Here is a 20,459-nt window from a genome sequence, read left to right on the forward strand (position 1 = left end):
TCAGAGCGATTTGAGATACTCCAGAAGCGCAGATTTCTCATCCGCGTCCAGATTGGTGCCATAAAGATGCCCGCCGTTGCCATTGCCAATCAGGGTGGTGTCAAACGCAAAACCATCAGAACAGGCAAACCCGACACGCTCGGGATCGAAATGGGTACAGCCGCGAAAGAATTCCGCCGGGCGATCCGCGGGGGGCGACAGAAGATCGGCCAATGTCGGCACCGATCCGTTGTGCAAATAGGGCGCGCGCATCCAGATGCCATCCAACGGCATGTTGGCATAACCGTCCGTCACGCGGTAATTGTTGAATTTCCAGGAATATTTGTCGCCGACAGTGCCAAAGTAGCGCACCATCGTGGCGTCAAACAGATCGGTGCGCTGGCGGTCGGTGCCCAGCACCTCTGAGGATGTGACCTGGCCCATGCGGGCCGCGCCGGGATCGTGACAGGTATCACAGGCCGCGCGCTGGTAAATTTCGCGCCCTTTGTCGGCCAGCTCCGGGTTAAAGGCCACCGGAAACGGCGGCGGCGGGAAATCCATCAGCCAATTGGACACCCGCTCAATCGCATGTTTTTCCAACAGCCAATCCGAAGCACCACCGGCCATCGCGGCGGAAATATTGCGTTCGTCGAGCGAGGCATTGTTGCCGTCCCAGTGAAACCAACCGTCCAGCCGAATACGCTGGTTCCAGACAGACGGGAAATCCACCGTGCCGACACGGGTATCGTCGGCGGGCTCCAACCCCCAGCGTTGACGCCAGAAATTGCCGGCATCGGTGCGCCCGGGCCCATGTTCGGGGCGGGTGGCAAGCCAGGCAAGACCATCTTTCAGGCTGGTGATCTGATCCTCCAATCGCGGGAACACCACAAACCGCAAAACGATCTTGTCGAGAAAGCTGGGGGGGCGGCCGTTGGCCTCGGCCGCAGCGATCACCGCATCAGCGGTCAATCGGGCATCGCTGGCGGCCGTGGTCAGGAATTCGATATAAGCCTGAAGATTCAGCGCATTGGCAGGCGCGCCCAACACCAAATGAGCCGCGCCATTCAACTGATAGGTCGAGACATGGCAGGTGCCGCAATTGAACCCGACCCGTGGCACCCCGATCCGGCGCACAGACACGCCAATCGGCAGCTCATGCCCGGGTTCGGTGAGAAACCCGAATTCGGCAAATCCATTTGGCAGATCATCGGCGAATATCGTCGGCAATTCACGCCAGATGGCATAGGGAAACCCGTCAACTTCGGCCCCGACAGAGCCATATTTGAAATGCTCGGCCTCGTCCGCGAAATAGGGTGCAGGCCAGGGTTTCACCGTCAGCCTCTTGAACTCAAGGAACAGCGCGGCCGCGAGCAGGGCGAAGAAGGCCAGAAATATCAGTTTCTTCATGCTACAACTCTATCGGGAATATTGTTGGACATAACACGCATGAGTGTGACACACTGCCCCCCATAAATCGAGAAATTTCAGACCTTGGACAGAGCGATGACCATTGTCGATGACGCGATGAAGGGGCCGTTTTCCGGCTGGAACTGGGCCAGATGGCGCCGCCCTCTTTTGCAACTGACCTGCATTCTGGTGGGCGCGATGATGTTTTATCGCGGGCTTTTGAACCTGTTTGGTTATCCCAGTGAATGGATTTCGTTGTTTCCCGGCGTGCCATTGCTGGGCGATATTTGCCGGGTGCCGGCCTATTGGGAACGCTGGGTGCTAGGCCCGGTGTTCATGGGCGGGGTGTTCGGCATTGTGTTGATGTGGCGCGAGTTAAAGATCGGCTGGTGGGTGTTCACCGCGCTGAACTTCTTTGTCGGCTATTGGTTCATCTTTGTGCTGGAGGATATCTGGCAGCATCACGTCCTGCCGCATATCGTGTTTTCGGCGGTGTTCCTGCCGTTTTATCCCGGCATGACCACGTCGCATTGGTTGAAACGCCAGATTGTCGGGCGGTTGGGTGCATGGCTGTTGGGGCTGTTGCAGAAACCGGTCATTGGCCGGTTGATCGAGGGGGTGCCGCCGCTGCATTCCTGGGTCAACAAGCTGCTGATCAATCGCATTGTCACCCAGGCGCGCAGCCGTCCCCATCCGTTTTCGACGATGGCGCCCTATACCTCCTGGAGCAGTTTGACGGATCGGGTTTGGGCGGGACGGCATCTGGGGGTGTCAGAAATAGATCAAACCACCCTGCCGGACCCCGAAGGGGTAAAGGAGCTGTTTCGCAGACCGGATGGAACCCAGCGGATGTGCCCGAAATCCACCTGTCTGTTCCCCACATTTGCGCAATATCTGACCGATGGTTTCCTGCGTACCATGCCGGAAAAAGACCCGGTGACGGGTGATTTGGACCCGGAGCGGCGCAAGAAGAATACATCGAACCACGAAATCGACATGTGCCCGCTTTATGGCCGCACATCCGCCCAGACCCGTGCCCTGCGTGTGCCCGATCCGGGGCCGGAGACGCGTGGCATGTTGCGGTCGCAACTGATCAACGGCGAGGAATATCCGCCGTTTCTGTTTCGTGATGGCGCATTGGATGCGGATTTCGCCGTGCTGGACCCGCCGCTGGGGCTGGACCGGATTGTAAAGGCCTGTGCCAACCCGGACCCGCAAATCGCGGGCCGCGCGGTGATGGTGCGCGATGCCCTGTTTGCGGTGGGGGGCGACCGGGTCAATTCCGTGCCTCAGGTGTCGATGATGAACACGCTTTGGCTGCGCGAACACAACCGGCTGGCGCGGGAATTGGGCCGCCGCTACCCCGCGTGGGATGACAGCCAGGTGTTTGAAACCGCGCGCAATATCATTGTGGTGCAATTCATCAAAATCGTGGTCGAAGATTATATCAACCACATCGCGCCCTTTGCTGTGTCGCTGAAGGCCGATCCGGCGGTGGCGTGGAATGCGCCGTGGAACAAACCGAACTGGATCACCACGGAATTCAGCCTGCTCTATCGCTGGCACGCGCTGATCCCTGATCGCATCACCTGGGGCGAAAGCACGCTTGAGGTGGGGCCGGGGTATTTCATGAACAATCTGCCGCTGTTGGCGGTCGGGTTGAAACGCGGGTTTGAGGACATAAGCGCCCAGACCGCGGCGGAACTGGGGCCGCGCAACACCACAGATCACCTGTTGGATGTGGAAAAGGAGTTGATCCGGCAGGGGCGGATTTGTAAATTGGCCTCCTATAACGACTATCGCGTCTATATGGGACGGGACCGCGTGGCGGGCTTCGACGAAATCAGTTCCGATCCAGAGGTGGCGCGCATGTTGGCGGATCTTTACGGCGAGGTCGGCAACGTGGATTTCTTTGTTGGTATCTTCTGCGAAGACCGGGTGGCAAATTCGCCTTTGCCCCGCACCATCCTGTCCTTTGTCGCGCTGGATGCGTTTTCCCAGGCGCTGCCTAACCCGTTGTTGTCAGAACATGTGTTCAAACCGCCCGCCGGGTTTGATCAGGACGAAGACATGGAGCATCCAAGCTTCACCCGCTATGGCTGGCAACAGATTGTCAGCTGCACCAGCCTGCGCGATGTGGTGGCGCGCAATGTGGCGGAGCCGGAAACGCTGGGTTTTGTTGCGATGACCCAACCGGGCTGGCAGGTGGAATAAGGCCAGTATCTATCCGGTATCTATTCGGCCCGCGTCGCCGGTCGGATGGTACAGCCGAGCGTGGCCAGCACCGCGCGCACCTCGCTGTCATGGGTTGCGGCCTCGTGGCCCAGCCATTCCGCAAACCGCTTGACGATCCGGCGGCTAAGGTGGCGCGGCGGACAGACCAGCCAATAGGTTGGTGTTTCCAGCGCGGGAAAGTCCACGGACAGCGGCACAAGATCACCACGTTTCAGATCGTCGACATAAAGTGCGGCATTGTCCAGCGCGACGCCGCCGCCGCGCTTGGCCATCTCGATCACCATCGACGACCGGTCAAACCGGAAAGGATAGGTGAGGTCCGACAGCTCTATCCGGGTTGCCGCCAACCAGACATCCCAGCGGCATTGCGATTTCACACTGTCAATCAACCGCGCCTGGGCCAGCTGCTCGGCCGGGGTGTCGGCAAGGGATTGCAGATGCGCCAGATATTCCGGGCTGCAAACCGGCATCACCAGATCATTCATGATCGGTTCCACCGACAGGCCGGGCCAATCGCCATGGCCATAACGCAGGTCGAAATCAAACGGCTCGGCCTCAAACGCCGAGATTTCCGGCGTGGCGTCGATGCGAATGTTCCAATCGGGATTGTCGGCGGCAAAGGTGGCAATGCGCGGGCCAAGAAACCGCACGCCAAACGACGGGCTGACCCGCAGGGTCAGACTGCGCAGATGGCGTTGGCGGCCAATGGCGGCGGTGGCATTGCGCAATGCGCCAAAGGCCTGGGTGGTGGTCTGAAACAGCCGGTCGCCATCCAGCGTCAGCACCAGCCGCCGCTTTTCCCGGCGGAACAATTTGACGCCGAATTGCCCCTCCAGGGTGCGAATCTGTTGCGACACGGCAGAGGGGGACACCCCCAGTTCCGCCGCCGCACGGGTCACCGTGCCCAGACGCGCCACCGCTTCGAAATATTCTGTGGCCTTGAGATTGATATCACGCATTGCGCGACATTAGCGCGGCGGCGGCGGGGATGGAACGGTTCGCGTTCACCGTGATTTCGGCGGCTCGCCGCGTATTGTGTATCTGTCTGCTGTTGAACTGGCCCCGGTTTGCAGGCAAACAGACGGGCAATCACCTTTTTCTGGACGCCTCCCGCAATGGCCAAACTGTATCATGTTCCTCTTTCGCCCTTTTGTCGCAAGGTCCGCCTGAGCCTGGCAGAGAAAAAGATCGAATGCGAATTGGTCGAAGAGCGTTATTGGGAACAGGATCCCGATTTTCTGCGCCGCAATCCGGCGGCGAAGGTGCCGGTGCTGAAGATCGAAGGCAAGACCATGGCGGAAAGCGCCGCGATCTGTGAATGGCTGGAAGAGAAATACCCCGAGCCGTCGCTGATGCCGAAATCGACCGATGCGCGCTATGAAGTGCGCCGCATCGTCAGTTGGTTTGACGACAAGTTCCACAACGAGGTCACGGCCAAGCTGCTCTATGAGCGGGTGAACAAGAAGATCATGGGCGCGGGGTTTCCCGACAGCAAGAATGTCAAAGCCGGGTCCAAGGCGATCAAATACCATCTGGATTACATGGCCTGGTTGCTGGATCACCGCCGTTGGTTGGCGGGGGATGTGATGACGCTGGCCGATTTCGCGGCGGCGGCGCATTTGTCGTCGCTGGACTATATTTCGGATGTTGATTGGAACCGCAGCGCGGTGGTCAAGGATTGGTACGCCAAGATCAAATCGCGCCCGGCGTTCCGCCGCATTCTGGCGGATCAGGTGCCGGGTTTCCCGCCGCCGCGCCATTACAATGATCTGGATTTCTGATCCTCAGGTGAGGAACAGGGGGCGCTGCCCCCGTCGCCGCTGGCGACTCCCCCGGGATATTTTTGAACAGAAGAAGCTATGGATGCGCTGAAACAGGAACTGATGCGTGAGGCGCGGGAAATCGGGTTTTCCGCGGCGCGCATTTGTCGCCCCGAAGCGGTGCCGCAGGTGGCGGAGCGGTTGGCGGGGTTTCTGGATGCAGGCTATCACGGGCAAATGGGCTGGCTGGCGGAGCGGACCCATTGGCGGGGGGATCCAAGCGCATTGTGGCCAGAGGCCCGTTCGGTGATCATGCTGGCCGAGAATTACGGCCCTGATCATGATCCGCTGGCGATATTGGCACAACAAGAGCGCGCGGCGATTTCGGTGTATGCCCAGAACCGGGATTATCATGACGTATTGAAGAAACGTCTGAAGCGATTGGCGCGTTGGATGGTGGCCGAGACCGGCTGTGAATTGAAGGTGTTTGTGGATACCGCGCCTGTGCCGGAGAAACCTCTGGGGCAGGCGGCGGGATTGGGTTGGCAGGGCAAGCACACCAATCTGGTCAGTCGCGAGATGGGATCGTGGTTCTTTTTGGGAGCGGTGTTTACCACGTTGGACTTGCCGGTGGATACGGCAGAGGTCGATCACTGTGGGTCATGCCGGAAATGTCTGGATATCTGCCCCACAGAGGCCTTTCCGGCGCCGTATCAACTGGATGCCCGGCGCTGCATTTCCTATTTGACGATTGAACACAAAGGGCCGGTGGATCTTGATCTGCGCCCGAAGTTGGGCAATCGGATTTACGGCTGTGATGATTGTCTTGCGGTCTGTCCGTGGAACAAATTTGCGGCGCGCTCGGCAGAGGTGAAGTATCACGCCCGGGCGGAATTGCTGGCGCCGGAACTGGCGGAGCTGGCCGGTTTGAACGATCCTGAGTTCCGGGCGTTCTTTTCCGGTTCGCCGGTCAAACGCATCGGACGTGGGCGATTTGTGCGCAATGTGGCCTATGCGATTGGCAATTCCGGTCAGGCGCGGTTGCGCCCCGTGGTGCAGGCGCTGTGCGAAGACGAGGATGCCACAGTGGCCGATGCGGCGCGCTGGGCGGTCGGGCAGCTGCCGGATTAGCGCGGCATCGGGTTTTCGGCGCGGTTATAGGCCGTCCAATCCGTGATTTCGGGATAAAACGTCCGTCGCCATGCCCGCACGCGCGGGTTCATCACACGGCGCCAGACCGGCGGGATCAGGGCCGCGATGGTCATCACGGAATAGCCATAGGGCAGTTGCGGGGCCTCGTCCGGGCCATAGGTTTGCAACAGGGGAAAGCGCCGGTCCGGTTTGTAATGGTGGTCGGAATGGCGTTGCAGGTTGATGAGCAGCCAGTTCGAGGCCTTGTGGGCGGCGTTCCAGCTGTGGCGGGGTTTGACGTGTTCGTATTTGCCATCGCCCAGGTGTTTGCGGGTCAGGCCGTAATGTTCGACATAATTGACCAGCTCCAGCTGCCAGACGGCCGTAAACGCCTGGATCAGGAACAGGCCAAGCCCGACCCAGCCGCCCAGAAGGGTGGCAAGGACCAGCATCGCCGCCTGCAAGGCCCAGTACCGCCAGAACGGGTTGGATCTGTGATGCCAGGGGCGGTTTCTGCGGGTTTGCAACGCGGCTTCGGCAGCAAAGGCCGAGCGCAGGGATTGCTGTAGCACCCGGGGAAAGAAGCGGTGAAAATTCTCGTTATAGCGGGCCGTCACCGGGTCGCGCGGCGTGCCGACATAGGTGTGATGCACCAACAGATGCTCTGAGCGGAAATGCGAATAAAGCACCATCGACAGCAGGATGTCGCCCAGCCAACGTTCCAGCCGATTGCGTTGGTGCATCAATTCATGCGCATAGTTGATGCCGATGGTGCCGGTCAGCACGCCCACGCCAAAGAACAACACGACGCTTTCCAAAGTCCCCAGATGATCAGCGCGCGGCACGTACCAGACCAGGGCAAACAGGGTTACCACCTGCACCGGCACCCAAAGCGATGTCAGGCGTTTGTACCATGTCAGTGTGGCTTCAGGGGTGTTGGGATCGGGATTGTCGAGGTTCAGGCCGGTCAGGGCGTCCAGTGCCATAAAGAGATACCAGGCGCACAGCGGCAAGAGCACCACAGTCCAGCCGCCGAAAATCGCGCCAATCCAGGCCAGCGGGAACAACAGAAACGACACCCAGAATGGCAGGGCGCTTTGCAATTGGCTGAAGTCTTGGTTTGACATGCTTTGATCCGGCCTGTTTGCGGCAGCTTATCAGGGTTTCGCGGCAGGTTTAGAGCGTTTTTTGGCCTTCGGTCCTTGCGTCAGATCAAACGCCTTGCGCATGACGGTGGGCAGATCCGAGAGGTCAAATTCCGCGTCCGTCAGGAACGTGCCGCGCGTGGGGTGGCGTTCCATCGGCACAAGCGCGGTTTTGACCGTCAGGCGCAGGTGAAAATGGGTAAAGGTATGGCGGGCTTCGCCGTCACAGGTTTTCCATTCGGCGCGGATTGGCGGATTTGGGTCCGGGGTGGCTTCGCTACTGTCGATCCAATCCGACCCGGGCCAGCCCAGCATGCCACCCAAAAGCCCCTTGTCGGGGCGCCGCTCCAGCAGGATCGCGCCATCAACACGGCGGGCGATATAGGCAATGCCCTGGCGAATGGGCTTCGGTTTGCGCGGGGTCTTCTTTGGCAGATCCGTGGCGGTGCCGGCCAGACGTGCGGCGCAATCGGGTCGCCAGGGGCAGATGCCGCAGGCCGGATTGCGGGGGGTGCACAGCGTTGCGCCAAGATCCATGATCGCCTGGGCATAGTCGCCGGGGCGTATCGCGGGGGTCAATCTGCGGGCGAGGTCGGTCAATTCCGTTTTGGCGGCGGGCAGAGGGGTGTGCACGTCATGCAGCCGGGCGATCACCCGTTCGACATTGCCGTCGACCACGGTTTCCGGCAGGTCAAAGGCAATCGCGGACAGGGCGGCGGCGGTGTAGGGGCCAATGCCCGGCAGTGCCAGCAATTGATCATGATCGGCGGGAAAGATCCCGCCATGATCGGCCACCACGGCCCGCGCACATTTCAAAAGATTGCGGGCGCGGGCATAATACCCCAGCCCGGCCCATTCCGCCATGACATCGCCGTCTTCGGCGGCGGCCAGATCGCTTACCGTGGGCCACCGGGTGGTGAAGCGCAGGAAGTAGTCGCGCACCGCCGCGACGGTGGTTTGCTGCAACATTACCTCGGACAGCCAAATGCGATAGGGATCCGGCAGAATGCCCTGTGCGCGTTCATGCGGGCCAACCCGCCAAGGCATGATTCGGGCATGACGGTCATACCAAATCAGAAGTTCGGCGGTCAGGATGGAAGGCTCACGCAAGAGTGTAGGTCCGTTCATGTCGGGTTTTGCTGGCACCGGGCGCAGGGGACACTAGAATAGCGTGAGCGAAGGAGTGTCAATCGTGCCGCCACGAAGAACGTCAACTTACGGATTTGCCCGTACCTCCAGTCTGTTGAACCAGCGGATTAGCGGGCCAGCGAAAGCAGGGGATTCGCCCAGACCCGCCTGTTGACCCATTGGCCCGAGGTGGCAGGCGAAGATATTGCCGCCATCGCCCGTCCGGTCAATGTGTCCTTTGGGCGGGGTGGGCTTGGCGCGACGCTGACCGTTCTGACCACCGGGGCCAACGCCCCATTGCTGGAGATGCAGAAGGAACAGCTGCGTCAGAAGGTGAATGCGGTCTATGGCTACAATGCCATTTCCCGCATCCGCATCACCCAGACCGCCCCCACCGGTTTTGCCGAAGGTCAGGCCCAGTTCACCTATGGCACTGCCCCCAAAAAAGATCCGCAGCCCGACCCCAAGGTGACCGCCGCCGCACGCCATTATGCCGAAGAAGTGATGGATGCGGACCTCAAGGGGGCGCTTGAAGCTTTGGCGCGGAACGTTCTATCCAAGGCCAAGACATGACCGATCCCAAAAGGAACAAAGATATGAAGCGTTTGATCCCTGCCGCCTTGCTGGCGATTGTACTGGTGGCCGGTGGCGGCTGGTGGCTGATGAACCAAGGGGCGGGCCAATCCGCCGTTCCGGCCGGGGCGCTGGACGCACAGGAAAGCGCCGAGGATGTGGATACATCCAGCATCATCGAAATGGTGCAGGGCGCTGCGGACGCCCCGGTGACCGTGATCGAATATGCCAGCTATACCTGCCCGCATTGCGCCAATTTCCATGCCAATCAATACAAGGATCTGAAGTCCGATTATATTGATACCGGCAAGGTGAAATTCATCTTCCGCGAAGTTTACTTTGACCGTTACGGTCTGTGGGCGTCGATGGTGGCACGCTGTGGTGGCACCGAACGGTTTTTTGGCATCACCGATCTGATTTTCAAAGGCCAGCAATCCTGGGTCAGCGCGGGCGAGCCGGCGGCGATTGTCGAAGAACTGCGCAAGATCGGGCGTCTGGCCGGGTTGAACAACGACCAGTTGGAAAGCTGTCTTCAGGATGCCGATCAGGCCCAGACACTGGTGGCCTGGTATCAGAAAAACGGCGAAGCGGATGAAATCACCGGCACCCCGTCGTTCATCATTGATGGCGAAAAATATTCCAACATGCCGTGGAATGAGTTCAAATCCGTTCTGGACGAAAAACTGGGCGACGCATGAGCCCACTTCGGGGACTTAAAGTCGTCGAACTGGCACGTATTCTGGCCTGGCCCCTGGGCCGGTCAGACCCTTGCCGATCTTGGGGCCGAGGTGATCAAGGTCGAAAGCCCCGATGGCGACGACACCCGCCGCTGGGGCCCGCCGTTTGTCGACCGCGAAGGCGACCGGTCTGCGGCTTATTTCCATTCCTGCAACCGTGGCAAAACCAGCATTTCGGTCGATTTCCGCACCGAGGCCGGCCAGGCGCAGGTACGCGATCTGATCGCCGATGCGGACATCCTGATCGAGAATTTCAAGGTTGGGGGGCTGGCGAAATACGGTCTGGATTACGCCAGTCTGGCCAAGGTCAATCCGGCGCTGATCTATTGCTCGATCACCGGGTTTGGCCAGGACGGGCCGTATGCCCATCGCGCGGGATATGATTTCATCATTCAGGGCATGTCGGGCCTGATGTCCGTCACCGGCGAGGTCGGCGGTCAGCCACAGAAAACCGGCGTGGCGATCACCGATATTTTCACCGGCGTCTATGCGGCCACGGCGATTCTGGCGGCGGTCCACCAGCGCGCCACAACCGGCCGCGGTCAGTGGATCGACATGAGCCTGCTGGACACCGCCGTGTCGGTCACCGCCAATCAGGCGATGAATTACCTGACCACCGGCACCGCGCCGACCATGATGGGCAATGCCCACCCGAACCTTGCACCCTATCAGGTGTTTGAGTGTGCGGATGGCTTTATCATCATTGCGACCGGCAATGACGGCCAGTTCCGGCGGCTTTGTGATCTGCTGGACCTGGCCGACACCGGCACCGATGCCCGATATACCAGCAATGCCGACCGGCTGGCGCACCGCGAGAGCCTGACAGAATGTCTGACCAAGGCCACGCGGGGCTGGGCAAAATCCGATCTTCTGGCCGCCTGCGAGGCGGCCGGCGTGCCCGCCGGGCCGATCAATGACATGGCCGAGGTGATGGCCGATCCGCAAGTGGTGGCGCGGGGCATGCAAATCAGCGCCGACGGTGTGCCCGGCGTGCGCTCGCCCTTTCGGTTTTCCGATGCTGAATTGTCCCTGGACAAGGGCGCGCCAAAACTGCCGCGCGGCTGAGCCTCATCCGGTGTTGGATGGCGGCGGCGTCAACCGGTCGCGCAACAGCGCCAGCGGATGGGCGCGCAGCGTCAGGCGCAGGGCAACGTAATCTTCGACCACCTCCTCGCCCAGCGTCATGGTGGGCAGATTGGCGGTGGGTTCATCAATTGCCTCGCCGTCCAGATCGCCTTCGAACAATGGCAGGGTCTTGGGTGTGGTCAGCGCCTTGGCCTCCCACAGGGCTTCGCGCCGGGTCATCAGCGCGGCAAATCCATCGGCCTCGGCCAATCGCGCCAGCACCGGCGCCGCCAGACCCGCCCGCCGCCAGATATCGCGCACCGATTGATAGCCATTGCCGCGCGCAGCGGTGATCCAGTTGGCGTCCTCTTCCCGCAGCCCCTTGATCTGGCGAAACCCAAGACGCAGGGCCAATCCGCCGCGCCCGTCGGGTTCCATCACATTGTCCCAATAGCTGTTCTGAACACAGACCGGGCGCACCGTGACCCCGTGTTCGCGCGCGTCACGCACGATCTGCGACGGCGCATAAAACCCCATCGGCTGGGAATTCAGCAGCGCACAGGCAAAGATGCCGGGATGGTGGCATTTGATCCAGGCCGAGGCATAGACCAGCAGGGCAAAGCTGGCGGCATGGCTTTCGGGAAACCCGTAAGAGCCAAAACCCTCGATCTGGGAAAAACAGCGGGATGAGAATTCCTCGTCATAGCCGTTTCGGGCCATGCCGCGCATGAAGCGGCTGCGGAAATCGCTGACATTGCCGTGTTTCTTGAACGTGGCGAGGGACCGGCGCAATCGGTCAGCCTCTTCCGGCGAAAACCCCGCGCCGACAATGGCGATCTGCATCGCCTGTTCCTGAAACAGCGGCACCCCCAGGGTTTTCGCCAGCACCGCGCCCAGCGCGTCCGAGGGAAAATTCACCTCTTCCTCGCCATTGCGGCGGCGGATGTAGGGATGCACCATATCGCCCTGAATGGGCCCGGGGCGGATGATCGCCACCTCGATCACCAGATCATAGAAATTGCGCGGCTTCATCCGTGGCAGGAAATTCATCTGCGCGCGGGATTCCACCTGAAACACCCCGATACTGTCGGCGCGGCACAGCATGTCATAAACCTTGGGGTCTTCGGGCGGCAGGGTGGCCAGCCGCCAATCCTGACCGTGATGGGTTTTCAAAAGGTCAAAAGCCTTGCGGATACAGGTCAACATCCCAAGGCTAAGCACATCGACCTTGAGAATGCCGAGACTGTCGATATCGTCCTTGTCCCAGCAGATGACGGTGCGATCCTCCATCGTGGCGTTTTCAATTGGCACCAATTCGTCCAACCGCCCCTCGGTGATGATGAACCCGCCGACGTGCTGGCTGAGGTGCCGGGGAAAGCCGATGATTTCCTTCACGAGCGATAGCGTCAGGCGGATCTGATGGTCGTTCGGGTCGAGCCCGATTTCGCGTAGCCGCTGATCGGCCAGCCCATCGGCGCCCCAGAACCCCCAAAGCTGCGAGGCCATCGCGCCAATGGTGTCCTGCGACAGACCCATGGCCGCCCCGACCTCGCGTATTGCGCGCTTGCCGCGATAATGCACAACCGTGGCACAAAGACCGGCGCGATGGCGGCCATACCGCTCATAGATATGCTGGATCACCTCCTCACGGCGTTCATGTTCGAAATCAACGTCGATATCGGGCGGCTCGTTCCGCGCCTCGCTGACGAAACGTTCAAACACCATGGTGCCGATTTCAGGGCTGACAGAGGTGACGCCAAGACAGAAACAGACCACCGAATTGGCCGCACTGCCACGCCCCTGGCAGAGGATGTCGCGCGACCGGGCGAAATGCACGATGTCCCGCACAGTCAGGAAATAGGGCGCGTAGCTCAGCTTGGAGATCAATTGCAGCTCATGTTGCAACATGGCGCGTACCTTGTCAGAGGCGCCGCCGGGATACCGCCACTTCAACCCCTCATGCGCCAGACGCGACAGGCGCTGATCAGGGGTTTCGCCCTGGGCAACCTCGGAGGGGTATTCATACCGCAAGCTGTCGAGCGAAAAGGTGCAGGTGGCAGCAATGTTATTTGCGCGGGTGATGGCCTGTTCGAATCCGCGGAACAGCTGTCGCATCTCGGCTTCTGATCGCATGCGACGCTCGCCATTCGGCTGGGCCAACGCGCCAAGGTTTTCAACGGTGGTGCCATGGCGAATGGCGGCCAGCACATCCGCCAGACGACGGCGCGGCCCGGCATGCATGATCGGTGCGGCAGAGGCCAATGTCGGGATGCCCAGCCGGTCGGCCAAATGGCTAAGCCGGGCAAAATGTGCGGAATCATTGCCGTCATAAACCGGGGCCATCAACAGCGACATTTGTGTGCCAAAGCGGCGCGTCAACGCCTGCGCCCCTTGCAACCATTCGCCCGCGCCGGGCTGAGGGGGCTGTGCCTGTGGCGGGCCATGTAGCGCAAGGTGAAGCCCGTCAGCGCCCATTTCCATCAAATCCGCAAGACGCACAATGCAGCTGCCCTTCCCTGCCCGAAGCCGCCCGCGCGAGAGCAGCCGACAAAGCGTCGCCCAGCCCTGCCGCGTCTGGACCAATGCGGTGATCGCCGGGGCATCGACAAAAACCAGCTTCGCGGCGGCGATCAGCCGTGGGATGGCAGTGCGCAAAGGATCAAGCGCCGTCGGAAAAGGGGCCGGTGGGCCAATCAACCCATATTTCGCATCAAACTCCTGACGTTCCCTGATTTGTCGGGCGATCTCGCGTCCGGCTGTATGGGCGCGAACAATCCCGGCTACCGAATTCTCATCAGCGATGGCAATGGCCGGCATGTCCAATTGCGCTGCCCGATGCATGTAATCCTCTGGGTGAGAGGCACCGGTCAGAAACGTGAAATTGGATGTGGTCGATAACTCGGTGAACATTGGGCGATTCTCTGGGAATGACCAGTATATTCACGTTTTGTTCCAAATTGGAGTCGGGAATGAGATACCGCAAGCCAATTGCTTTTTCGGGGGCTTTGCCCCCGGACCCCCAGGATATTTTCAAACAGAAGAAGGACCAGGAGTCCTTGATCTTTCTTCTTGTCCAAATATCCCGGGGGTGAGGCCAAAGGCCGAGGGGGCTGGCCCCCTGTTCCAAACTCAGAGGTCACGTAAAATGGCGCGGGTGGACAGGGCCCTGGGATCAACCTGCAGCTCGATCAGCGCCGGGGTGTCGGCGGCCAGTGCCTGATCCATCGCGCCGCGAAAATGCGCATTATCGGTCACAGTCAGACCAAGCGCGCCATAGCTGCGGGCGAGCGCGGCGAAATCGGGGTTCTTCAGCCGGGTGCCTGACACACGCCCGGGGTATTTGCCCTGTTGGTGCATCCGGATGGTGCCATACATGCCGTTGTTGACCACCAGGACAATGACCTTGGCGCCATATTCACAGGCGGTGCCGAATTCCTGAGATGTCATCTGGAAACAGCCATCACCGGCGAAGCAGATCACGGGCCGGTCAGGATGTTCCAGTGCGGCGGCGACAGCGGCGGGCAGTCCATAGCCCATAGACCCGGACGTCGGGGCGAGCTGGGTGCGATATGTCCGCCATCGGTAGTAACGGTGCAGCCAGCCACAGTAATTGCCGGCCCCATTGGTCAGGATCGCCGTGTCCGGCAGCATGTCGCGCAGTTCGGTCATGGCGCGCTCCATCTTTACCGTGCCGGGGGTGTCCTGCGGTTCCTGCCAGGTATCGTATGACGCGCGCGCCACAGCGATGTCCGCGCCCCGGCCCTGTGCCGGGGCCTCACAGGTGTCGGCCAATTGCTGCACGACCTGACCGGCCTGGCCCGTGACAGAGAGTGTTGGGTAAAAGACGTGCCCCGGCTCGCTTGGATCCGGGTGCACGTGGATCAGTTTTTGTTGCGGGTTGGGTGGGGTCAGCAGGGTATAGCCGCCGGTGGTCATCTCTCCCAGCCGTGCACCAAGGCAGAGCAGGACATCTGCCGCGCGCAAACGTTCCGCCAGGTCGGGATTGGGGCCAATACCCATGTCGCCGACATAGTTGCGGTGGTGATTGTCCATGTAATCCTGACAGCGCAACGACGTGACGACCGGCAGTTGGGCAACCTCGGCAAAGCGTTCCAGCGCCTGCCGCGCCTCTTCGGACCAGAGCGGCCCACCGGCCAGGACAAGGGGGCGTTCTGCCCCAGACAGCAAATCCAGTATCGCGGCGATGTCACTCTGCGCCACGCGACCGGATGGCAGGCAAGCGGCCGGCAGCACCGTTGCCTCGCATTTTGCCGACAGCACATCTTCGGGCAGCGCCAAAACCACCGGCCCCGGTCTGCCGGATTGGGCGACATGGAAGGCGCGGCTGATGTATTCCGGGATCCGGTCGGTGCGATCAATTTCAGCCACCCATTTGGCCAGCGGGCCAAACATGGCGCGATAATCCACCTCCTGAAAGGCTTCGCGGTCGCGTTGATCGCTGGCGACCTGGCCGACAAACAGGATCATCGGCGTTGAATCCTGAAACGCCACATGCACGCCGGCGCTGGCATTTGTCGCGCCCGGCCCCCGGGTCACGAAACAGATGCCGGGGGTGCCGGTCAGTTTGCCATGGGCCTCGGCCATCATGGCGGCGCCGCCCTCTTGGCGCGCGACAATCGTGTCGATCCCGATTCGTACAGCCCATCCAGCGCCGCGAGATAGCTTTCGCCGGGCACACAGAACACGCGTTTTATGCCCTGCGCTTTCAAAGCATCGACGAGGATTTGGCCACCATGCGGCATGGGCGTTCCTTTCGGCTCTAGGTGATGTCTTTCATCGCGGCGAGGAAGGTCGCGATTTCGGCCGGGGAATTGTAATGGCACATCGAAACGCGAATGCAGGACTCCTGCCCCAGCGGGTCGAGGATATTGCCGGAATAATGGTCCGCCTTGCGGGTGTGGGTGCGAATGCCCTGGGCGTTCAGCTGTGTGACCACATCGGGTGAGGCGATGCCATCAACCCAGAAACTGACAAGCCCTTCGCGTGCGGGATTGTCGGTGCCGCCCACAATATGCACGCCGGGCAATTCGGCCAGACCGGACAGGTTCCCCGTGCCATGCAACATGGCGTCGGTCAGTGATTTTTCATGCGCGTGGATCGCAGCCCCAGCGGCGAGGATGCGTGCCCGGCGGTCGGTTTCATCTGACACCTCGCCCCCCAGCCAGTCAAAATAGCTTACGACGTCTGAGAAGGTCGCATAAGATCCGGTGTCGCGGGTGCCGAATTCCCAGTTCTCCTCTGGCCCGCCGATCAGCCCCTCGAACCGCAGTTTCGACAGCCGGTCAGAGACCCAGGCAATGCCATAGCCATGGCGCGAAAATACCTTGTAAGGCGAGATGACATAGCCGTCGATGTCATAGCTGTCGATGTCGATCAGCCCGTGGCTGGCGTGCTGGATGCCGTCGACAAAGATCAGGCATTCCGGGGCCTTGGCGCGGATCGCTGTGACAATTGCCGCCAGGTCCATCGCCATGCCGGTGACGGGGGAAGTGTGCAGAATTGTTGCGACGGCGGTGTCGGGTGTGACATGCGCGGCATAGGCGTCGGCGGTGACCAATCCGGTGGCATCGTCATGGGGCACCGAAATATAGTCGCGCCCCGAAACATGCGCCCATTTGCGCGCGGCGGAGCGCGAGGCCGGGTGTTCCACGGTCGAGCCGATCACCGCACCGGGGCGGGCGCCAAGGATCATTGCGCGCAGCAAGCGGAACGTCAGTTCCGTGCCGCTTTCGCCGACAAAGAACTGGCCCGAGGAGGCCCCAAAGAACACCGCCATGTCAGATTTCGCCTTGGCGATGATGTCGCCCAGCGCATGGGCAGCCGGGTTGTCGCGGCCCTGATTGTCGGGGATGGCGGCGAACCGGGTCGAGGTGTCGACCACGGAATTCAGCGTCAGCGCACCGCCCGCATTTTCAAAAAAGATGCGCGGGCCCTGAAACGGGCAGCTGTCGACATGGGCGAAACGGGCACGGATTTCGGACAGAAGGGGATCGGGGAACATGGGGCCTCGGCAAGTTACAGGTCAGTTGAATTTCGTTACACGGATGTTGTCGGATTCCATGAATTGGCGCAGAGATTTGGCCAAATGAACCGCCTCTGCGGTATCGCCGTGCAGGCAGACCGTGTCGATGCGGGCGGGGATATGTTTGCCTTGCGCGGTGATGATCGCCCCGGCGCGAAGCATTTCGGCGATGCGGGGGCCGACCCGGGCCGGATCGTGGATCATCGCCCCGGGCAGGGAACGATCCACCAACGTGGCGTCGTCGTTATAGGCGCGGTCGGCAAAAATCTCGCCGATCCAGGGCGCGTTCAGCTCCTCGGCTGCGGCCTGTTGCGCGGTTTCGGCCAGCACCATCAGGCGGATGTCGGGGGCGATGGCGGACACCGCGCGGAAACAGGTCAACGCCATGTCGCGGTCTTCGGAACACATATTTGACAGGGCACCATGCAGTTTGAAGTGCCGCACCTCGGTCCCGGCGGCACGGGCCATCGCCATGGCTGCCCCCAGTTGATAGGTGATCAGATTGCGCAATTCGGCACTGCCCAGCGTGAACCGGCGGCGGCCAAAGCCGCGCAGATCGTCAAAGCCGGGGTGCGCGCCGATGCCAACGCCATGTTTCACCGCCTGTGCCATGGTGTGCGCCATGACATCCGGGTCGCCGGCATGAAAGCCACAGGCGATATTGGCGCTGGTGACGGTTTCCAGCAGGGCGGTGTCGTCGCCCATGGCCCAGGGGCCAAAACCTTCGCCCATATCGGCGTTCAGATCGACACGTAAGCTCATGCCGAGGCCGCCAGCGCCTTGGCCCGTGTCGCCACGGCGGCAATGGCGTCGTCAATATCATCGGCTGTGGTGCGGTGGTTGACGATTGCGGCGCGCAGGCAGGTGATGCCGCCGACGATGGTGGTGGAAAACACCGCCGTGCCATCCAGTTGCAATGCCTTGGAAATTGCGATGTTGAGGGCGGACTGCGCAGCGGGCGCAAGGCTCGCGTCGGCGGTGAACACACAGAGATTGGAGATCACCGGCGCCACCAGTGCCATGTCGGGCTGTGCGGTCACGGCGGCCCCCATCCGGGCGGCAGAGCGGCAATTGGCGGTGATCGCGCCGCCAAGGCCGGATGCGCCATAGGTCTCGACCGCGGTCCAGACCTTGAGCGCGCGTGCGCCACGGGACAGGTCGGTGCCGAAATCACAGAACCACGGGTCGCCGCGGCCAAACCCGCGCCATGGCTGGCCAGATAGGCGGGCCGCGCGGCAAAGGCGGCGTAATGTTCGCCCTGATCGCGGATCAGGCAGAGACCGCAATCATAAGGCACATACATCCATTTGTGGAAATCACAGGCGAGGCTGTCGGCCCTTTCGATCCCATCGGACAGGGCGCGCCAAGGCTCTTCGGCCAGCCGGGTCCAGGCCCCGAAGGCCCCGTCAACATGCAGCCAGAGGTTTTCGTCGCGCGCGATGTCGGCAAGGGCATGAAGATCGTCGAACCGCCCGAAATCCACAGATCCGGCGGTGCCGACAACGGCAAAAGGCAGGGCACCCTCGGCCCGGTCCCGGGCAATTGCGGCGCGCAGCGCGTCGGGGTCGATGCCGGTGTCGCCCTCCGGGATGCGGCGCAGGTTGTCAGATCCGATGCCCAGAAGCTCGATCGCTTTGCGGGTGGCATTGTGCACGCCATCCCCGGCATAGGCGGTCAACCGGGCGTGCAGCCCGGCGCTGCGCACGTCGGGGCCCAATGCGCGTTGGCGCGCGGTGGCAAGGGCGATGACCGTGGCCTGTGATGTGCCCGTCACCAGAATGCCGCTGGCGCTGTCGGGGAAACCCATGATGCGCCGGGTCCAGTCGACGACCGCGCGTTCGACATCAATCATCCCGTGATCGCGCCCGCCGCAATTGGCGTTCACGGTTGCGGCCACCATTTCCGACATCAGGCCGCTGGCCAGCCCGGTGCCATGCACCCAGCCCCAGAACCGTGGATGGGTGTTGCCGGTGCCATAGGGCAGCATTTCGGAAATCAGCCGCGCGGCGGTGGCGGCCTCTCCCTTGGCGTCGCCGCTCAGGTGATAGGCCGCACGTTGCGCCGCGGGCACTGGTTGCCATGGGTGGGCGCGGGCATCGGCCATTTGGTCGATACAGGCGTCCAGCAGATCATGCGCGGTGGCGCGGAAGGCATCCCAGTCTTTTGGGTCGAGCGTGGTGTTCATCGCAAAATCCCGATTTTGGCGTGAGCATAAGCGCGCGGGCGCAACGTGCAAGCCGCGAACTCATCCGTCCTTGCGGACGTCTTCGTCGAAAGTTTTTGAGAATGGTTCTCATTTGCATTGACTTTCTGAACTCATTCGCATATTGAGCGGTAATACCAGCGAGCGGGAAGGTAGAGATGTTGAAATCTGCGATTGCAGCGGCGGGCCTGATGTTGGCCGCCCCGGTTCAGGCCGACGATTTTAAGGTGGTCACCACCTTCACCGTGATTGCCGATATGGCCCGCAATGTGGCCGGGGACGCGGCCGAGGTCGTGTCGGTCACCAAGCCGGGCGCGGAAATCCACGGATATGAGCCGACGCCGCGCGATCTGGTCGGGGCGATTGATGCGGATCTGGTGTTGTGGAACGGCATGAACCTGGAACTCTGGTTCGAGCAATTCCTGCGCAATCTGGGGGATAAACCCGCCGCCGTGGTCAGCGATGGCGTGGCCGAGATCCCGATTTCCGAGGGCGCCTATGAAGGCCGGCCCAATCCGCACGCCTGGATGTCCCTGGACAATGCGTTGATCTATGTCGACAACATTCGCGATGCCCTGTCCGAACATGACCCGGACAATGCGGCGATCTACGATGCCAATGCCGAAACCTACAAATCTGAAATCCTTGCCGAAATTGCGCCGCTGCGCGATCTGATTGCCACGGTGCCGCAAGATCAGCGTTGGTTGGCGACCTGCGAAGGGGCGTTCAGCTATCTGGCGCGGGATTTCGGATTGAGCGAAGTTTACCTCTGGCCGATGAACGCCGATCAGACCGGCACGCCGCAACAGGTGCGCCGGATGATTGATACCATCCGCGACCGCGAAATTCCGGTGGTATTCTGCGAAAGCACAGTCAACACTGACCCCGCCAAACAGGTCGCCCGCGAAACCGGGGCGCTTTATGGCGGTGAATTATATGTCGACAGCCTGTCAGAGGCGGACGGCCCGGTGCCGACCTACCTCGATTTGCTGCGTGTCACGACCCAAACGGTTGTGACCGGCCTGACCGGTGCGGCGCAAGACTGACGAAAGG

At 61.3% G+C, this 20,459-nt stretch carries 14 protein-coding genes and 3 pseudogenes; 7 read left to right on the forward strand and 10 right to left on the reverse strand.

Going from position 1 to position 20,459, the window contains the following annotated elements:
* Complete coding sequence (locus tag AC0L4F_RS00855) at positions 1-1,386, reverse strand: c-type cytochrome (protein ID WP_244684188.1); 1,386 nt, start codon at positions 1,384-1,386, stop codon at positions 1-3.
* A 96-nt stretch (positions 1,387-1,482) separates the two neighbouring features.
* Here AC0L4F_RS00855 and AC0L4F_RS00860 point away from each other — a divergent pair, with 96 nt between their 5' ends.
* A complete protein-coding gene (locus AC0L4F_RS00860) occupies positions 1,483-3,600 on the forward strand; it encodes a peroxidase family protein (protein WP_244684190.1) in 2,118 nt (705 codons plus the stop codon).
* Between the two features lie 20 nt (positions 3,601-3,620).
* Here AC0L4F_RS00860 and AC0L4F_RS00865 read toward each other — a convergent pair whose 3' ends face one another.
* Positions 3,621-4,580 (reverse strand): LysR substrate-binding domain-containing protein, encoded by a 960-nt coding sequence (locus AC0L4F_RS00865; RefSeq protein WP_244684192.1) that lies wholly within the window; start codon positions 4,578-4,580, stop codon positions 3,621-3,623.
* Between the two features lie 156 nt (positions 4,581-4,736).
* On the opposite strand from AC0L4F_RS00865, the gene fzlA reads away from it, so the two are divergent.
* Together fzlA and queG are read left to right on the forward strand one after the other, a co-directional pair.
* Entirely contained in the window at positions 4,737-5,402 is a 666-nt protein-coding gene (fzlA, locus tag AC0L4F_RS00870; protein WP_244684194.1) for an FtsZ-binding protein FzlA, read from the forward strand.
* Between the two features lie 78 nt (positions 5,403-5,480).
* Positions 5,481-6,512 (forward strand): tRNA epoxyqueuosine(34) reductase QueG, encoded by a 1,032-nt coding sequence (gene queG, locus AC0L4F_RS00875; RefSeq protein ID WP_244684196.1) that lies wholly within the window; start codon positions 5,481-5,483, stop codon positions 6,510-6,512.
* On the opposite strand, the gene AC0L4F_RS00880 is transcribed toward queG, so the two are convergent.
* Together AC0L4F_RS00880 and AC0L4F_RS00885 are read right to left on the reverse strand one after the other, a co-directional pair.
* The gene (locus AC0L4F_RS00880; protein ID WP_244684198.1) at positions 6,509-7,639 is read right to left on the reverse strand and encodes an alkane 1-monooxygenase; all 1,131 of its coding nucleotides are present in this window, start codon (positions 7,637-7,639) and stop codon (positions 6,509-6,511) included. The genes queG and AC0L4F_RS00880 overlap by 4 nt on opposite strands.
* 30 nt (positions 7,640-7,669) lie before the next feature.
* Positions 7,670-8,785 carry an A/G-specific adenine glycosylase gene (locus tag AC0L4F_RS00885; protein WP_244684200.1) on the reverse strand — a complete coding sequence of 372 codons (1,116 nt, stop codon included), beginning with the start codon at positions 8,783-8,785 and terminating at the stop codon, positions 7,670-7,672.
* 64 nt (positions 8,786-8,849) lie between these two features.
* On the opposite strand from AC0L4F_RS00885, the pseudogene AC0L4F_RS00890 reads away from it, so the two are divergent.
* From AC0L4F_RS00890 to AC0L4F_RS00900, 3 genes and pseudogenes are all read left to right on the forward strand, one after another.
* Positions 8,850-9,358: pseudogene (locus tag AC0L4F_RS00890) on the forward strand (DUF721 domain-containing protein).
* Between the two features lie 23 nt (positions 9,359-9,381).
* On the forward strand, positions 9,382-10,056 hold the full coding sequence (locus tag AC0L4F_RS00895; protein WP_244684203.1) for a DsbA family protein: 675 nt from the start codon (positions 9,382-9,384) through the stop codon (positions 10,054-10,056).
* Positions 10,053-11,160 (forward strand): annotated as a pseudogene (locus tag AC0L4F_RS00900) (CaiB/BaiF CoA transferase family protein). Before AC0L4F_RS00895 ends, AC0L4F_RS00900 begins: the two are co-directional and overlap by 4 nt.
* A 3-nt stretch (positions 11,161-11,163) precedes the next feature.
* On the opposite strand, the gene AC0L4F_RS00905 reads toward AC0L4F_RS00900, so the two are convergent.
* The 6 genes and pseudogenes from AC0L4F_RS00905 to AC0L4F_RS00930 form a co-directional block, all read right to left on the reverse strand.
* The gene (locus AC0L4F_RS00905; protein ID WP_244684205.1) at positions 11,164-14,070 is read right to left on the reverse strand and encodes an error-prone DNA polymerase; all 2,907 of its coding nucleotides are present in this window, start codon (positions 14,068-14,070) and stop codon (positions 11,164-11,166) included.
* Positions 14,071-14,289: 219 nt separating this feature from the next.
* Positions 14,290-15,923, reverse strand: a pseudogene (locus tag AC0L4F_RS00910) (thiamine pyrophosphate-binding protein).
* 17 nt (positions 15,924-15,940) lie between these two features.
* A complete protein-coding gene (locus AC0L4F_RS00915; protein WP_244684208.1) occupies positions 15,941-17,182 on the reverse strand; it encodes an aminotransferase class V-fold PLP-dependent enzyme in 1,242 nt (413 codons plus the stop codon).
* 21 nt (positions 17,183-17,203) lie between these two features.
* Positions 17,204-17,965 carry a LamB/YcsF family protein gene (locus tag AC0L4F_RS00920; protein ID WP_244684210.1) on the reverse strand — a complete coding sequence of 254 codons (762 nt, stop codon included), beginning with the start codon at positions 17,963-17,965 and terminating at the stop codon, positions 17,204-17,206.
* Positions 17,962-18,243 (reverse strand): hypothetical protein, encoded by a 282-nt coding sequence (locus tag AC0L4F_RS00925; RefSeq protein ID WP_244684212.1) that lies wholly within the window; start codon positions 18,241-18,243, stop codon positions 17,962-17,964. The genes AC0L4F_RS00920 and AC0L4F_RS00925 overlap by 4 nt, the downstream gene beginning before the upstream one ends.
* Positions 18,240-19,388: a pyridoxal phosphate-dependent decarboxylase family protein gene (locus AC0L4F_RS00930; RefSeq protein ID WP_244684215.1), complete on the reverse strand. Its 1,149-nt coding sequence runs from the start codon at positions 19,386-19,388 to the stop codon at positions 18,240-18,242. Before AC0L4F_RS00930 ends, AC0L4F_RS00925 begins: the two co-directional genes overlap by 4 nt.
* Before the next feature lie 176 nt (positions 19,389-19,564).
* Between AC0L4F_RS00930 and AC0L4F_RS00935 the strand changes: the two genes are divergently transcribed.
* Positions 19,565-20,452: a metal ABC transporter substrate-binding protein gene (locus tag AC0L4F_RS00935; RefSeq protein WP_473445838.1), complete on the forward strand. Its 888-nt coding sequence runs from the start codon at positions 19,565-19,567 to the stop codon at positions 20,450-20,452.
* Positions 20,453-20,459 lie beyond the last annotated feature (7 nt).

Source organism: Marinovum sp. J2-8, assembly GCF_055808435.1.